Origin of the sequence: Arthrobacter sp. zg-Y20, from assembly GCF_030142075.1 — a bacterium.
Lineage (GTDB): Bacteria > Actinomycetota > Actinomycetes > Actinomycetales > Micrococcaceae > Arthrobacter_B.
Genome location: NZ_CP126241.1, coordinates 3,213,280 through 3,226,672, shown reverse-complemented (window position 1 = coordinate 3,226,672; position 13,393 = coordinate 3,213,280). Strand labels below are relative to the sequence as shown.

The following is a 13,393-nucleotide window of genomic DNA, read 5'->3' as shown; positions in this document are numbered from 1 at the left end:
AATCACCGCGTGCGCGGGTTCGGCTTCGCGGCCAGGGCCCGCTGCGCGGCGAGGATCGCCGACAGGGTTCCGGCCTTGGCATGGTTCTTGTCCTGCTCGGCGGCCGCGCCGGGGGAGCCTGCTGCCGCAGCGGAACCGGACTCGGCGGCGGTCTCCGCCGGGGCCTGCAAGGCCAGGCGCATGAAAATGCTGCCTGGATGCGCCTGGTACTTCCCGAATGGCGGGCAGACCACAAAACCGTGGCGCTGGTACAGGCGCCGGGAGGAGGCGAAGAAGTCCTGGGTGCCGGTTTCCAGCAGCAGGGACGCATAGCCGCGGGTCCGCGCATCCGAGATGATCTGCTGCAGGATCACCTGGCCCACGCCCAACCCGCGCGCGTGCGGGGAGGTACGCATGGAGGTGATTTCAGCGCAGAATTCGGTAATGCCGTTTCCGGGAGCCGGGCGGAACTCCTTCATGGCGCCGCAGCCGAGCAGTGTGCCGTTCTCGCGCACGGTCCAGAAGGTCACCGACGGGTCCTTCAGGTACGGCGGGGTGAGGCCGACGGCGCCGGCTCCCAAGCCGGGGTACAGCAGGTCGCGGTTCTGCGCCAGCAGGGAGATGACGTCGGGCTTGGCCGGATCGTCGCGGAGCAGGCTTACCTGGCGCGGCTTCTGGTCTCCGGACTGGGTGGGCCGGAGGGTGCGCAGGGTGTCGTGGAGCGAGGGCTGCGGGGCAGCCGGGGCGGCCCGCTGACCCGGGGCGGCAAAGGGAAGGGGTGCCGGGGTCTTGATCGGCGGCGTTGGGATGAATTGGGACATTGTTGCTACTTCTTCTTCCAACGAGGGGACGGAGAGGGGAGGGGTTTCCGGCGGAACGGCCGGTGCCGGTGCTGGTGCAGGTGACGATGCCGGGTCAGGCGAAAGTGCCGGGTCAGGCGAAAGTGCCGGGTCGGGGGCAAGGGCTGGCGCCGGTGCAGGTGCCGGTTCGCCCAAGGGAACCGGTACAGCCGCAAGCTGCGGTGCAGGCACGGTTGATGCCTCGGGGGCGGCGTGGACAGCCTCGCCGGGCTCGCGCCGTCGTCGTGCCCAGTTCCGCACCGGCACCACCAGCAGGGCCGCCGCTGCAGCGGCACTGACGCCGTACAGGACCAGGTCCCACCGCGAACCCCCGCGCACGGCAAACGTGTTCCGCAGGGCGGCGGCCGCGCTGAAGGAGGCGATATAAAGCGCCGGTGCGCCCAGCGCCAGCAGCCCCAGGTGCCAGTTCGCCGTGCCCCGCGCCGAGGGAAGCTTGCCGCGCAGGCCGGCCACGAGCACTGCTAGTGCAGCCAGGCAGCCGAACCCCGCCCACGCCATGACCAGCGGAGCGGAGAGGCTGGTGCCGGCGTCGGCGAGCGTGCGGGAAATGTCGTCCAGGGACGCTCCGGGAACCGCGGCCCGGGGGTTCCAGACGAGGATGTGGAACAGTCCGACGGCGGCGTAGGCGCATACAGCGGAGCAGCCGGCGATACCCCACCAGACTGCTGCAGCTGTTGGGCCCCCGCCACGTCTCATGCGCTGAGTCTAACCGCTGCTCCCGGCCGTTCCGCGGCGCCCCTCCAACGTGTCAGGGCGGTGTCACAAACGGCGAAATGCGGCAGCGGTCAGGTGTCCAGCTTGGCCAGCAGGCCCGCCAGCGTCTTCCGTTCGTCCTCATCCAAGGGTGCGAGCAGCCGGTGTTCGGTGGCCACATGGTCCGGTAGGGCGGCGTCGACGGCGGCCCGGCCGGCATCGGTGAGCGCCACCTGCTTGCCGCGCCCGTCGGCGGCGTTGGGGGAGCGGCGCACAAACCCCTGCGCCTCCAGCCGGTTCAGCCGCTGCGCGATGGCGGCGGAGGTAACCATGGAACTGGCGGTGAGCTCGCGGGGGCTGAGCGTGTACGGGGGGCCCGAGCGGCGCAGCGTGGCCAGCACATCAAAGGACGGCGCATCCAGGCCGTGCGCAGCGAAGGTTTCCGCCAGCTCGCCGTCGAACCGGCGGGCCGTGCGTGACAGCCGGCCCACCACGGCCATCGGCGAGACGTCGAGGTCCGGGCGCTCGGCCGCCCACTGCTGCAACACGCTGCCCACATGATCAGTCATGCCCCGACCCTAGCAATTTGCTAAGCACTTAGCTACATTTGCTAAGTGCTTAGCAAAACGTGGACTTTGACGGCGACGACGGCCCTGGCGCCGATCGTCTGGGGTACCACCTACATTGTGGCCTCGGAGCTGCTGCCGCCGGACCGGCCGCTGCTGGCCGCCCTGCTGCGCCCGTTGCCGGCGGGGCTGCTGCTGCTCCTGCTGGTCCGGCGCCTGCCCCGCGGCGGATGGTGGTGGCGTTCGGCAGTGCTGGGGATGCTCAATATCGGGCTGTTCTTCGCCCTGCTGTTCGTTGCCGCGTACCGGCTGCCCGGGGGAGTGGCCGCCACGGTGGGTGCGGTGCAGCCGCTGCTGGTGGCGCTGTTTGCCTCGCGCTGGATCGGCGAGCGGCTCACCGAGCGGAAAGTGGCGGCCGGCGCCGCCGGGCTGGCCGGCGTCGGGCTGCTGGTGCTGCAGGCGGAAGCCCGGCTGGATGCGCTCGGCGTGGCAGCCGCGCTGGGCGGCGCGGTGGCCATGGCCGCCGGGGTGGTCCTGACCAAGAAATGGGGCACCCCGGACACGCTGCTGGCCGCCACCTCGTGGCAGCTGGTGGCCGGCGGGTTGTTCCTGCTGCCGGTGGCACTGCTGGTGGAGGGGCCGCCGCCCGCCCTGACCGGCACCAACTTGGCCGGGTATGCCTATCTGGGTCTGGTCGGCACCGCGCTGGCCTACTCGCTATGGTTCCGCGGCCTGCACCGGCTGCCCGCTTCCGGGACGGCGCTGCTTGGGCTCCTCAGTCCGGTAGTGGCGGCCGCGGCCGGCTGGCTGCTCGTGGGGCAGTCACTCAGCCCCGGCCAGTGTGTGGGTGCCGCGGTGGTCCTGGCCACCCTGGTGCTGGCGGGACCCGCGGGTGTGCGGCGGGGCGCCCCGGGTCCCTCCGGTTTGGGAAATCCCTGCCACTGCGCAGCGGAGGGATTTCCCAAACCGGCAGGAAATACACAATCCGACACGCCAAGGTCGCACTTCCCCGCATAGTCATGTGCAATACATATATTGCTCACATGACTAACCGGGAAATGCGCGAACCCACGTTCCTGATCCTCACAGCCCTGGCCCGCAGCAGGCAGCACGGCTACTCGCTGCTCACCGAAACCAAGAAACTCTCCGGCGGGCGGGTGGCACTGAAGCCGGGCAGCCTCTACACCAGCCTGGACCGGTTGCAGGAGGAAGGCTTGGTGCAGGACGCCGGCGAGGAAGTGGTGGCCGGACGCCTGCGCCGCTACTACGCGCTGACGGATGCCGGGGCCGAAGCCCTGCACGTCGAGGCCGCAAGGATGGACGCCGCGGCGAGCGCCGCCCGGCAAAGCCTGAGCCTGCGGGCCAAGGGGGCAACGGCATGAGCGACGCCCTGGAACGCCGGTACCGCCAGATGCTGCGGGCCTACCCGTCCCGCTGGCGCAGCAGGCACGGCGAGGAACTCGTCGGGGTGATGCTCGACGTCGCTGCCGCCGAGGGAAGGCAAAAGGCCACGCGGTCCGAACTGGCGCACGTTGTGCTGCACGGAGCGGCGGCCCGGGTGAACCAGTATCTGCCCCGACGACACCGGGACCGGCTGGCCGCCGTCGGCTGCATCGGCGGCACCTCGCTGGCGCTGGTGATGCTGGTCCTTGGCGAACTCGGACGCTGGTTCCGGTGGAACAGTTACAACTTGGTGGATCATCCGTTCGGGGCCTTCACTACCCCCGCGGTGATCGTGTTTATCCTCACCCTCACGGCCTTCGGCGCTGTGGCTGCACACCGTCGGACCACCGCGAAGATCCTGCATGGTGCCGCCCTCGCGGCCGCGGTCGGCGTGGGGATTACCCTCGCGGTGACCGAGCCAAGCATTAAAGTCCATCCGCTCGTGTTCTGCTTCTTCGCTGCCGCAAACCTGTTGGCACTGCTGGGCAACCCCGTCCGGACCGCACGGCTGCATGTGTTCATCGGTGCACCGGCGCTGGGCGTCCTCATCACTGCAACCAGCTACCTTCAGGGCGGCGGCGCGCAGCGGACCTTCTGGGGTGGGCCGTACCTGATCAATGACCAGCGGCTGGCGTTCTGGTTCCTGGAACTGCTGGTAATCGCGGCGCTGCTGGTCGCCGTCGGACAACGAATCCGGCCGTGGGCATGCCTGCTTCTCGTCCCGCTGACGTCCCTGCCGCTGTCCGGACTGTTCCTGAGCCTCGGGGGTAACAGTTCCATCGGGCTGATAGGCGTCCAACCGGCATTTTTCTACGGGCTGTGTTCCGTAGCCGGCCTGGTCAGTGCCTGGGCGGCTTGGAAGAGCCCGGTCATCAGCTTTTCCAGGAACAGCACCGGCACCACCACAGCCTGAACCGACCGGTTTGGGAAATCCCTGCCGGTGCGCTGCGGAGGGATGTCCCCAAGCGGCAGGGAACGCGCAAACCGTAGGCATTTCGCGCTCCAAATCCCCGCCGTTTGTGCATTTTCCCGCGGTGCGCAGCGCGGGAAAACGCACAAACTGCGGGGAAATGCCCATCACCTTCGCGCTTGCGGCCCCAGCGAGTCCTCCGTCCGGGCAGGCCCGCGCTGCCGCAGGCTCCGGCTATGGAACCGGTGCCGGAACCGGTGCCGGCTCCGGTGCCGCGAGCTGGGCGCGGATTTCCTCGCCCAGCCGGTCCGTCATGTAGTGCCGCCACTGCGGCAGGCCGTGCACGTCGTCGTGCCAGAGACTGGCATCAATCGTCTCGTTCAGTTCCGCACGCAGCCCGGGCGCGTCCGGCAGAGTTGCAAAGCGCAGCTGGACCGGGCGCTTGGTGGCGGCGGTGACGGTGAGGACAAACCCGCGGTCCTCATCCAGCCGACCAATGAGCAGCACCCCCGAGCGGCCCAGCCGGGTCAGGGACAGCTGCCGGAACGCGGTCCGGGCGCGCAGCGCGGCGGCGGGCACGCTGATGCTGCGCAGCAGTTCGCCCGGTGCCAGCGCGGTGCGGCAGTCTCCCACCACCAGCTCGGCCACGGGAACCCGGCGGGACGTGCCGTCGGGGGAGTGGATCAGGGCAACGCCGTCCAGGGCCGCGGTCAGTGCGGTCATGGGCCCGGCGGGCAGCCCGGTGCAGATGTTCCCGCCTACGGTGGAGACATTCCAGACCTTAAAAGAGGCCACAAAGGAATCACAGCACGGCCGCACCAGCTTCAGGGCCTGCCATTGGCGGTCCGCGGGGACGGCATCGGGAAATGCGTATAGTTCGGCGATGGTGCAGGTCGCAGCGATCTCCAGACCGGCGTCGGACACCGTCAGTGGTTCCCAGCCTGCGCCGGTGATGTCCAGCAGGCGCTGCAGGTCTCCGCTTCCGTTGGAATACAGCACCGTGCCCCCGGCGAGCCAGGCATCGCCCGGACGCCACTGCTGCGGGTCCGCGGTGCGGACCAGCTCGGAAACGGTGGATATGTCCATGATGTCCCTATGAGGTTAATGAGGTGTGCGGGTGGATGGGGCCGCTCACGGCCCGCAGGGGCCGCCCGCTGGCAGCGGTCCCGGATCGGGCGGCCACGATCTCGGCGAAAACGGACACAGCCGTTTCCTCGGGCGTAGCGGCGCCGATGTCCAATCCTAGAGGTGAGTGCAGGGCCTGCAGTTCCGCCGCGCCCAACCCCGCAGCATGCAGGGCCGTCAGGCGCTGGTCGTGGCTGCGGCGCGAGCCCATGGCCCCCACATAGCCCAGATCCAGGCGCAGCGCTTCGGCCAGCGCCGGCACGTCGAACTTCGCGTCGTGGCTGAGCACGCACACCACGGTGCGGGCATCCAACCTCCCCGCCGCCGCCTCCCCGCGCAGGTACTGGTCCGGCCACTGCACCTGGACCGAGTGGGCGGCGGGAAAACGCTCCGGGGTGGTGAACACCGGGCGGGCGTCGCAGACGGTGACGTGGTAGCCCAGTAGCCGGCCCTGCCGGGCGAGGGCGGCCGAAAAATCATTGGCGCCGATCAGCACCAGCCGGGGCGGGGCCAGCCGGGACTCCAGGAACAGTGCGGGAGCGCTGCCTTCGCATGTCCCGCTGCCCGGACCGTCCAGTTCGACGACGCCGGTGCGGCCCGCAGCGAGCAGGGGCGACAGCCGGGCGGCGGCACGTTGCAGGGCACCCTTAGGGAGGGCAGCTCCAGGCCGGACATTGAGCAGCGCGGCCAACTCCGGGCCGTGCGCGGCGAGCAGTGCGGCCGGGGCGGCGGCAGCGGCGGGGTCGGCAACCAGCAGCGGAAGCAGGCACGCGGTGTCGCCGTCTCCGGCGGGGAGCGCACGGATCAGGGCGCACGGGGCGCCGGTCAACGCGGGGAACGTCCCCGCAGCCACGGGCTCCACCAGAACGTCCAGCGTTCCGCCGCAGCTGAGCCCGACGGCGAAGGCATCGTCGTCGCTGTAGCCAAAGACCTCCAGCCGCGCGCGTTCGTCCGCAAACACGTCCTCGGCCACTGCTATAACGGAGGCTTCCACGCAGCCGCCCGATAGCGACCCGGTGACCTGCCCGCTGCCGCTGATGAGCATGGAGGTGCCCACCGGCCTCGGCACCGATCCGGAAGCACGCACAATGGTGGCTGCGACGCATGGTTCCCCTGCGGACGCCAGCACCTCGAGCATCTCCAACACTGCGGCCTACCCTCCAAATTGCAGGGAAGCGTACCACGCTGTTCAGGCGGGCGGGATACCCCGGGGGTCAGCCCGAACCGGGTGCGGCGCCGGCATCGCTCCCGGCATCGCTCCCGGGTGCGGGCCCGGTCCGCGGCCCGGTCCGCGGCCCGGTCCGCGGGCCGGTCCGCCGCCCGGTCCGGGTGAGCAGCAGATAGCCGAGCAGCGCAGCACCCCACAGCAGGAACAGCGGATCCCACAGCCAGGCATGGCCGATCATTGCCGCCCTGTCATAGCCGGTTTCCGGGCGCCCCAGCCCGCTCAACACCGCATGGCTGACGGCCATGTTGGCGCCGCCGTAGAGCACCAGCAGCACCGCACCGGCCCAGCAGGCTGCCCGCCAGTAACCCGCTACGGACAGCTGGCCGTAGGCGAGGGCCACCGGAAGAAGTGCAGCGGCAATTTTGATCAGTGCCACCACTGCCAGGATCAGCCCGGTCCGCCGCGGCTCCAAGACGGACTGCTCAACCGCCCACCTGCCCACCGTGTCCAGCAGCCACTGCCCGCCCACCGCCCAGTACAGACTGAACGCAGCGTGCACCAGACCGGCTGCGCACGCCGTCCAGATGCACCAGAGGCTCAGATCCCGGCGGGTGTCGGCGTCCATCGCCTTCCATTGTGAGAAGCAGGCCAGGGCACCGGAACCCGCGCCGGGCAAACGCCGGACGGTGTTGACAGAAAACTACCGGCCGGTAACGTGGGGGGCTCCCGAAGGTGCCGGACAGAGCCCGGCACACAGAGGAGCGACATGAAGAACGCGACGAAAAGAACGGCCGTCCTATTGTCCACCGCCGGCCTGATGGCCGGCTCCGCGGTCCTGGCACTGCCGGCAGCGGCCGCGATGACCGAGTGCGAACCCGGTGATATTCGAACAGTCTTCGAGCCCGGTTCGGTCATTCCCGGCATGGGAGCGCCGCGGGAATCGGCAACCCTCACCAACTCCTCCGCAGAAGCCACGCCGGTTCCGGCGTCCCGGATGGCTGCTGCCGCGTCTTCCGTCAAGGTCCCCGAGTCCGTCTCCCTGACGGACGTCCTCTCTACCCTGAAGTCGGACCATGGCATTGATGCCTTCGAGGAGCAGACTTGGAGTGCCGGCCAGAAAATTGGCGCCATCACACTGTCCCCGGGCCAGTCGATGGATGTCACTTACGGGTTCAACGAAGTTGCCTTTACCGGCGCGCAGCAGAGCTGCCAGCTGGACGGCCGGTTCGGTTCTGAGACGAGCTTCAGCGGGACGGCGCCTACCGGAGAGTACGTCCGGTACGCGGACCCCTATACAAATCCTTGACACCTTCGGCGCCGCTCGCCCAGACTGTCCGGAATATCAATTGCGTCTGCCGGAAAGATCGATTCAAGTCGGCGCAGCCGATGGTCAAGGGCGTTCAGCGCCGGCTGCCGACGCAGCCCTAGGGAAAGCTGACACCCGTGTCCTCAGAACCAGCGCCGGACGCCCCGGATCACAGGGCGTCCGGACCGGACTTCCTCACCGCATTCAACACCGCACGCTTCGCTGAGGCGGAAGCCATGCTGCGCCCCTGCCTGGACATTCCCCGCTGGTGCAACGAGATTGCCGCAGCCCGGCCCTTCGCCACCGCCGGGGAGCTGCTGAGCTTTGCTGAACTGGCGGCCCCGGACTTCACCGAAGCCGAAGTTGACGGCGCCCTGGCGCACCATCCGCGGATCGGCGAGCGCCCGGCCGGCACCGGGGTTGAAGGCGCCTTTTCCCGCAGCGAGCAGGCCTCCGTCAGCGGCTTGTCCGGCGTCAGGGACCGGCTGGGTGCAGGCAACCGCGCCTATGAGGACCGGTTCGGCCGGGTGTTCCTGATCCGCGCCGCCGGCCGCAGCGCCGAGGAGATCCTGGCCTCGCTCCAGGACCGCCTGCAGCACACGGTAGAAGAAGAACTGCCCGTCATCGCTGCCCAGCTGCGCGATATCGCCATCCTGCGCCTGGACGGACTGCTCCACCCATGACCCGCCACCGCGTCACCGAGGCCGAAGTGCAGGACGGCACCGGGCTGCGCGGCGTCGAACTGGCGGCGCCGGCGTATCCAAAGGCCTCGTCGCCGCCCTCTCCGCCCGCCAGATTCGCTGCTTCCGAAAAGGTCCAGTCATGAGCACCCCGCCCCCGAACACCCCGCCCCCGAACACCCCGCCCCCGAATACCTCCGCACCGCGCTACTACGCCCCCGGTGGCGGCCTGCCCGCCCAAACCGAACTGCCCACCGGCCGGGCCGTGGTCACTGAGGCCTACACGGTGATTCCCCGCGGGGTGCTGCGCGACATTGTCACCAGCGTCCTGCCCGAATGGACGGACACCCGCACCTGGATCCTGAATCGCCCGGTGGCCGGCGGCACCACCACGTTCGCGCAGTACCTGGTGGAGGTGGGCCCGGGCGGCGGCTCGCGTGCTCCGGAACCGGAAATGGAAGTGGAGTCCTTCGTCTTTGTCCTGGATGGCACGCTCACCGTGCGGCTGCTGGGCACCGACCACCCCCTGTCCCCGGGCGGGTTCGCCTACCTGCCGCCCGAAGCACTCTGGGGCGCCTTCAACGATACGGACGAAACGGCCACGTTCGCCTGGATCCGCAAGGCCTGGCAGCCGCTGGCCGGGCGCACCCCGCAGCCGGTGTTCGGCAACGAGGCGGAGATTGAACCGGTGGGCATGTCGGGCGCGGACAACAAGTGGCGCACCACCTCGCTGATCCCCGTGGACGACGTCGCCTATGACATGCACGTGAACGTGGTGACCTTCGAACCCGGGGCAGTGAGCCCGTTCGCCGATACCCACGTGATGGAGCACGGGCGGTACGTGCTGGAGGGCAAGGCCGTGTACCGGCTGAACCAGGACTGGGTGGAGGTGGAAGCCGGCGACTACCTGTCCCTGCGCGCCTTCTGCCCGCAGGCCTGTTACGCCGGCGGGCCCGGCAACTTCCGCTACCTCCTCTATCAGGACGTGAACCGCCAGGTCCTGCTGGGCGGCCGGCGATGAGCGGGCCGGTTTCGGTCCCGGTGGGAGATGCCCGGGCCGGCGGTGCCCGGACCGGCTATTCGGTCAACTGCTCCATCCTCTTCACCGATCTGCCGCTGCTGCAACGTCCCGCCGCGGCGCGGGCGGCGGGGTTCGACACCGTGGAATTCTGGTGGCCGTTCGCCGAACCCGTCCCGCCGGAAGCGGACGTGCGCGCCTTTGAGGCAGCCATCCGCGACGCCGGCGTGCAGCTGGGCGCCCTGAACTTCGACGCCGGAACCATGGACGCCGGGGAACGCGGGCTGCTCTCGCTGCCGCACCGCGGGGCGGACTTCCGCGCCAACGTGCAGGTGGTGGCCGGGATCGGCGAACGGCTGGGCTGCTTGCTGTTCAACGCCCTGTGCGGCAACCGCAGCCCGGAGTATTCCCCGGCCGAGCAGGACGCCGAAGCGCTGCGGAACCTGCGCGAAGCTGCCGCCGCCGTCGCACCGTTCGGCGGCACCGTGCTGCTGGAACCGCTCAGCGGCGCCCCGGACTATCCGCTGAAAACCGCCGCGGACGTCTTCGCGGTGCTCGCGGACCTGCACGGCGCCGGAACGGACAACGCGGCGCTGCTCGCGGACCTGTACCACCTGGCCGTGAACGGCGACGACGTCGCGGCGCTGCTGGCTGGCGGAGCCGCCGCCCGGTTCGGGCACGTGCAGATAGCCGATGCGCCCGGCCGGGGTGCACCGGGTACCGGGCAGCTGCCGCTGACGCAGTGGATCTCCGACCTCCGGGCCGGCGGGTACCGCGGGGAAGTGTCCCTGGAGTACCGGGCACCGCTGGACGGCGCGTTTGCCTGGCTGGAGGATCCCGGCGCCGGTGTGGGGAGCTGAGGTGGAAAGGGGTCCCAACAGAGGGCCCGGCGCACCCAATGAGGAGGGACCCTACTGATACCGGCGTCACACAGGTGAGGGTGCCCACAATGACGGCCGTCGCATTTTAGGAACCGTGCGCCCTGAAAGTAGGGTCTACTTATGGCCCCATTTCGAAACAGCCGCGCGGCTGCGCTCCCCGCAAAACTCTCCCGTTCCTGGCTGCTGGCCTCCGCAGCCAACGAAGCGAACTTTGCACCGGCGCTCGCTTCTGAGGCTGATTCCGTGGTCTTCGACATGGAAGACGCCGTCCCCGCGCCCGGCAAGGCCGAAGCCCGTGAACGCGTTGTCGAGGCACTGTCCACCGGCATGACCGCCTGGGTGCGGGTCAACGGCATCGAAACCGATTACTGGGCTGATGACCTGGCCGCCCTGTCCAAGGCTCCGGGCCTGCGTGGCGTGATGCTGGCCATGACCGAAAAGCCCGAGCAGGTCACCCACACCGCCATGCGGCTGCAGGCCGGCACCCCGGTGCTCGCCCTGGTGGAATCCGCCCTCGGCATTGAAAACGCCACCGCCATCGCCAGCGCACCCGGCACCTTCCGGCTCGCCTTCGGCGTCGGCGATTTCCGCCGCGACACCGGCGCCTCGGACGAGCCGATGGCCCTGGCCTATGCCCGCTCCAAGCTCGTGGTCGCCTCCCGCGTGGGCCAGCTGCCCGGCCCCATTGACGGCCCCACCGTCGGTGCCCTGGGCGAGAAGCTGCTGGACGCCTGCAAGGTCACCCAGAGCATGGGTATGACCGGCAAGCTCTGCCTGATGCCCGAGGCCGCGGACTTCATCAACCAGGGACTGTCGCCGAGCGAATCCGAAATCACCTGGGCGCACGAGCTGCTCGAAGCGCACGCAGCCGGCGCCGTGGTGGGTGACGGCTCCTACCTGCCGCGCCTGGCCCGTGCACAGAAGATCTCCTCGCTGGCCGATTCCTACGGACTGTGGAACGCCTAAGCGGTTTTTAGCCGGCTGATCAGCGGCGGTGTCTCACCGGCGGGTCAGCCAGCCGCGTCCGCCCGGTCCAGCAGCCGCAGCACCATCCGGGTCAGGGCGAACGCGGCGTCCATGTCGTAGTCCGGCTGGCTGATGTCCGCGAACAGATGCGCCGCGCCCGCATACAGGATCAGGTCCGCGTCCGGGCTGGACGCGGCCAGGTTCTCCGCGGCGTCCAGATCGCCCTCCTCCACGAAGTACGGGTCGGCGTCCATGCCGTGGATTTGCACCGGCACCGCTGCGGGCCAGCTGTCGGCGAAGGTGCCCAGCGGGGCGCACGCGCTGATCAGCACCGCACCGCGGGCGCCGGGCCGGGTCTGCGCCAGCCGCTGCGCCGGCATCACGCCGAGTGAAAAACCGATGTAGACCATCTCCGGCGGAAACCGCTCGGCAATCCGCACGCCCAACTCTTCGACGGTGTCCATACCGAGTTCGGCGGCGTACTCGATCCCCTCGTCCAGGTTCCCGAAGATCCGCCCGTCATAGAGGTCCGGAACGGTCACGGTGTGCCCGGCCTCGCGCAGCACCTCAGCGAAGGCGTCCATCCCCGCGGTCAGGCCCAGGGCGTGGTGGAAGAGCAGGACGTTTGCCATCGGTTCTCCTAGGGCTCGACGAGGATGCCGTCCTCGTCCGCGTACAGCACCGCGCCGGGACGGAAGGTGACGCCGCCGAACTCTACGGGCACATCCACCTCGCCGACAGAGTTTTTGGCGCTCTTGCGCGGATTCGAGCCCAGCGCCTTCACACCCAGCGGCAGCTTGGCGACGGCGGTGCGGTCACGGATGGGTCCGTGAATCACGACGCCGGCCCAGCCGTTCTCCACGGCGGCCCCGGCAATCAGATCCCCCATCAGCGCCGTGTTCAGGGAGCCGCCGCCGTCGACCACCAGTACCGCGCCGTCTCCGGGGGAGTTCAGCAGGGATTTCACCAGGCCGTTGTCCTCCAGGCAGCGCACGGTCCGGATGGGGCCGGTGAAGGCAGTGTGTCCGCCCAGGTCCTGGAACTGCAGGGACACGGAGGCCAGCTCGTCGCCGCGCTCGTCATAAAGGTCAGCTGTGCTCAATCGGGTTTCCATGGCACCTACTGTGGCAGAGGCCGTGCCCCGTGTCGGCGCTGCCACGCCGTCGCCGGTAAGTTGCCCGGGCTAGGCCGTGGCGGGCTGGGCGTGGGACTTCAGGACATCCACAATCTGGAGCAGGTCACCCACCGAGCTCGAGCGGTTGTCCCGTGTGGACTGGGGCCAGCCGCCGGGCAGCCCTTCGTTGTAATACAGTCCGTCGGCCAGCAGCGTGATGGCCCGGGCGATGGCCGGATCGCCCACTTCCTGCTGCACCATGTCGAACCAGCTGCTGTGGATCTGCTGCAGCAAGTCGGAGGCCGTGGGATCCGAAGCCTGCGCCAACCGGACCACGCCGATCAGCGCCCGGTCCAGCGGGCTGCCCACGTATACCGAGCTGCGGACCAGGTACCGGGCGGGACCTTCGGGATCCTCCCGCATGGCCTGCAGATCGACGTCGGCCAGCTCGCGCAGCCGCTCGATCAGCGCCCCGGCCATCGCTTCCTTGTTCTTGAAGTGGTACAGCAGGCCACCCTTGGAGACCTCGGCGCGTGCCACCACGGCGTCCAGGGTGGCACCGCGGGGGCCTTCGTTGATCAGCAGTTCCTCGTAGGCATCGAGGATACGGTCCCGGGCGGGACGAGAGTTGGGCATGCTTTTACGCTACGCCATGAGCGGACTCAAATGCGGGCATTTGGAACC

17 protein-coding genes are annotated in these 13,393 nt (G+C 69.3%); 9 read left to right on the top strand and 8 right to left on the bottom strand.

Annotated elements, in window-relative coordinates:
- Positions 1-2: 2 nt before the first annotated feature.
- Together QNO06_RS15475 and QNO06_RS15470 are read right to left on the bottom strand one after the other, a co-directional pair.
- Entirely contained in the window at positions 3-1,535 is a 1,533-nt protein-coding gene (locus tag QNO06_RS15475) for a GNAT family N-acetyltransferase (protein WP_227911927.1), read from the bottom strand.
- 89 nt (positions 1,536-1,624) lie between these two features.
- The gene (locus QNO06_RS15470) at positions 1,625-2,101 is read right to left on the bottom strand and encodes a MarR family winged helix-turn-helix transcriptional regulator (RefSeq protein WP_227911926.1); all 477 of its coding nucleotides are present in this window, start codon (positions 2,099-2,101) and stop codon (positions 1,625-1,627) included.
- Between the two features lie 45 nt (positions 2,102-2,146).
- Between QNO06_RS15470 and QNO06_RS15465 the strand changes: the two genes are divergently transcribed.
- The 3 genes from QNO06_RS15465 to QNO06_RS15455 are packed head-to-tail and all read left to right on the top strand — an operon-like array spanning position 2,147 to position 4,454.
- Positions 2,147-3,115, top strand: coding sequence for an EamA family transporter (locus tag QNO06_RS15465; protein ID WP_227911925.1), 969 nt, complete (start codon positions 2,147-2,149; stop codon positions 3,113-3,115).
- Between the two features lie 26 nt (positions 3,116-3,141).
- Positions 3,142-3,480, top strand: coding sequence for a PadR family transcriptional regulator (locus QNO06_RS15460; RefSeq protein ID WP_227911924.1), 339 nt, complete (start codon positions 3,142-3,144; stop codon positions 3,478-3,480).
- Entirely contained in the window at positions 3,477-4,454 is a 978-nt protein-coding gene (locus QNO06_RS15455; RefSeq protein WP_227911923.1) for a hypothetical protein, read from the top strand. Before QNO06_RS15460 ends, QNO06_RS15455 begins: the two co-directional genes overlap by 4 nt.
- A 231-nt stretch (positions 4,455-4,685) precedes the next feature.
- Here QNO06_RS15455 and QNO06_RS15450 read toward each other — a convergent pair whose 3' ends face one another.
- From QNO06_RS15450 to QNO06_RS15440, 3 genes are all read right to left on the bottom strand, one after another.
- Positions 4,686-5,537 (bottom strand): FAD binding domain-containing protein, encoded by an 852-nt coding sequence (locus tag QNO06_RS15450; RefSeq protein WP_227911922.1) that lies wholly within the window; start codon positions 5,535-5,537, stop codon positions 4,686-4,688.
- A 7-nt stretch (positions 5,538-5,544) separates the two neighbouring features.
- Positions 5,545-6,714 (bottom strand): XdhC family protein, encoded by a 1,170-nt coding sequence (locus QNO06_RS15445; RefSeq protein WP_227912409.1) that lies wholly within the window; start codon positions 6,712-6,714, stop codon positions 5,545-5,547.
- 76 nt (positions 6,715-6,790) lie between these two features.
- Positions 6,791-7,369, bottom strand: coding sequence for a DUF3995 domain-containing protein (locus QNO06_RS15440; protein WP_227911921.1), 579 nt, complete (start codon positions 7,367-7,369; stop codon positions 6,791-6,793).
- 141 nt (positions 7,370-7,510) lie between these two features.
- Here QNO06_RS15440 and QNO06_RS15435 point away from each other — a divergent pair, with 141 nt between their 5' ends.
- The 6 genes from QNO06_RS15435 (at position 7,511) to QNO06_RS15410 (ending at position 11,595) form a co-directional block, all read left to right on the top strand.
- Positions 7,511-8,050, top strand: a complete 540-nt coding sequence (locus QNO06_RS15435) for a hypothetical protein (RefSeq protein ID WP_227911920.1) — start codon at positions 7,511-7,513, stop codon at positions 8,048-8,050.
- Between the two features lie 137 nt (positions 8,051-8,187).
- On the top strand, positions 8,188-8,733 hold the full coding sequence (gene uraD / locus QNO06_RS15430) for a 2-oxo-4-hydroxy-4-carboxy-5-ureidoimidazoline decarboxylase (RefSeq protein WP_227911919.1): 546 nt from the start codon (positions 8,188-8,190) through the stop codon (positions 8,731-8,733).
- Positions 8,730-8,876: a hypothetical protein gene (locus QNO06_RS15425; protein WP_227911918.1), complete on the top strand. Its 147-nt coding sequence runs from the start codon at positions 8,730-8,732 to the stop codon at positions 8,874-8,876. Before uraD ends, QNO06_RS15425 begins: the two co-directional genes overlap by 4 nt.
- Positions 8,873-9,751 carry a bifunctional allantoicase/(S)-ureidoglycine aminohydrolase gene (locus QNO06_RS15420; RefSeq protein ID WP_227911917.1) on the top strand — a complete coding sequence of 293 codons (879 nt, stop codon included), beginning with the start codon at positions 8,873-8,875 and terminating at the stop codon, positions 9,749-9,751. The genes QNO06_RS15425 and QNO06_RS15420 overlap by 4 nt, the downstream gene beginning before the upstream one ends.
- Positions 9,748-10,608 (top strand): hydroxypyruvate isomerase family protein, encoded by an 861-nt coding sequence (locus tag QNO06_RS15415; protein ID WP_227911916.1) that lies wholly within the window; start codon positions 9,748-9,750, stop codon positions 10,606-10,608. The genes QNO06_RS15420 and QNO06_RS15415 overlap by 4 nt, the downstream gene beginning before the upstream one ends.
- Positions 10,609-10,749: 141 nt before the next feature.
- Positions 10,750-11,595: an HpcH/HpaI aldolase/citrate lyase family protein gene (locus tag QNO06_RS15410; RefSeq protein WP_227911915.1), complete on the top strand. Its 846-nt coding sequence runs from the start codon at positions 10,750-10,752 to the stop codon at positions 11,593-11,595.
- Positions 11,596-11,639: 44 nt separating this feature from the next.
- On the opposite strand, the gene QNO06_RS15405 is transcribed toward QNO06_RS15410, so the two are convergent.
- The 3 genes from QNO06_RS15405 to QNO06_RS15395 all read right to left on the bottom strand — a co-directional run bounded on the left by QNO06_RS15405 (position 11,640) and on the right by QNO06_RS15395 (position 13,345).
- A complete protein-coding gene (locus QNO06_RS15405) occupies positions 11,640-12,227 on the bottom strand; it encodes a dienelactone hydrolase family protein (protein ID WP_227911914.1) in 588 nt (195 codons plus the stop codon).
- A gap of 8 nt (positions 12,228-12,235) precedes the next feature.
- Positions 12,236-12,709 (bottom strand): ribonuclease E activity regulator RraA, encoded by a 474-nt coding sequence (gene rraA, locus QNO06_RS15400; RefSeq protein WP_227911913.1) that lies wholly within the window; start codon positions 12,707-12,709, stop codon positions 12,236-12,238.
- Positions 12,710-12,778: 69 nt separating this feature from the next.
- The gene (locus QNO06_RS15395; protein WP_227911912.1) at positions 12,779-13,345 is read right to left on the bottom strand and encodes a TetR/AcrR family transcriptional regulator; all 567 of its coding nucleotides are present in this window, start codon (positions 13,343-13,345) and stop codon (positions 12,779-12,781) included.
- Positions 13,346-13,393 lie beyond the last annotated feature (48 nt).

Excerpts from the sequence above, each read along its gene's own strand:
- QNO06_RS15475 (WP_227911927.1), bottom strand. The coding sequence starts at position 1,535 with ATGAGACGTGGCGGGGGCCCAACAGCTGCAGCAGTCTGGTGGGGTATC.
- QNO06_RS15470 (WP_227911926.1), bottom strand. The coding sequence starts at position 2,101 with ATGACTGATCATGTGGGCAGCGTGTTGCAGCAGTGGGCGGCCGAGCGC.
- QNO06_RS15460 (WP_227911924.1), top strand. The coding sequence starts at position 3,142 with ATGACTAACCGGGAAATGCGCGAACCCACGTTCCTGATCCTCACAGCC.
- QNO06_RS15455 (WP_227911923.1), top strand. The coding sequence starts at position 3,477 with ATGAGCGACGCCCTGGAACGCCGGTACCGCCAGATGCTGCGGGCCTAC.
- QNO06_RS15450 (WP_227911922.1), bottom strand. The coding sequence starts at position 5,537 with ATGGACATATCCACCGTTTCCGAGCTGGTCCGCACCGCGGACCCGCAG.
- QNO06_RS15445 (WP_227912409.1), bottom strand. The coding sequence starts at position 6,714 with ATGCTCGAGGTGCTGGCGTCCGCAGGGGAACCATGCGTCGCAGCCACC.
- QNO06_RS15440 (WP_227911921.1), bottom strand. The coding sequence starts at position 7,369 with ATGGACGCCGACACCCGCCGGGATCTGAGCCTCTGGTGCATCTGGACG.
- QNO06_RS15435 (WP_227911920.1), top strand. The coding sequence starts at position 7,511 with ATGAAGAACGCGACGAAAAGAACGGCCGTCCTATTGTCCACCGCCGGC.
- QNO06_RS15425 (WP_227911918.1), top strand. The coding sequence starts at position 8,730 with ATGACCCGCCACCGCGTCACCGAGGCCGAAGTGCAGGACGGCACCGGG.
- QNO06_RS15420 (WP_227911917.1), top strand. The coding sequence starts at position 8,873 with ATGAGCACCCCGCCCCCGAACACCCCGCCCCCGAACACCCCGCCCCCG.
- QNO06_RS15415 (WP_227911916.1), top strand. The coding sequence starts at position 9,748 with ATGAGCGGGCCGGTTTCGGTCCCGGTGGGAGATGCCCGGGCCGGCGGT.
- QNO06_RS15410 (WP_227911915.1), top strand. The coding sequence starts at position 10,750 with ATGGCCCCATTTCGAAACAGCCGCGCGGCTGCGCTCCCCGCAAAACTC.
- QNO06_RS15405 (WP_227911914.1), bottom strand. The coding sequence starts at position 12,227 with ATGGCAAACGTCCTGCTCTTCCACCACGCCCTGGGCCTGACCGCGGGG.
- rraA (WP_227911913.1), bottom strand. The coding sequence starts at position 12,709 with ATGGAAACCCGATTGAGCACAGCTGACCTTTATGACGAGCGCGGCGAC.
- QNO06_RS15395 (WP_227911912.1), bottom strand. The coding sequence starts at position 13,345 with ATGCCCAACTCTCGTCCCGCCCGGGACCGTATCCTCGATGCCTACGAG.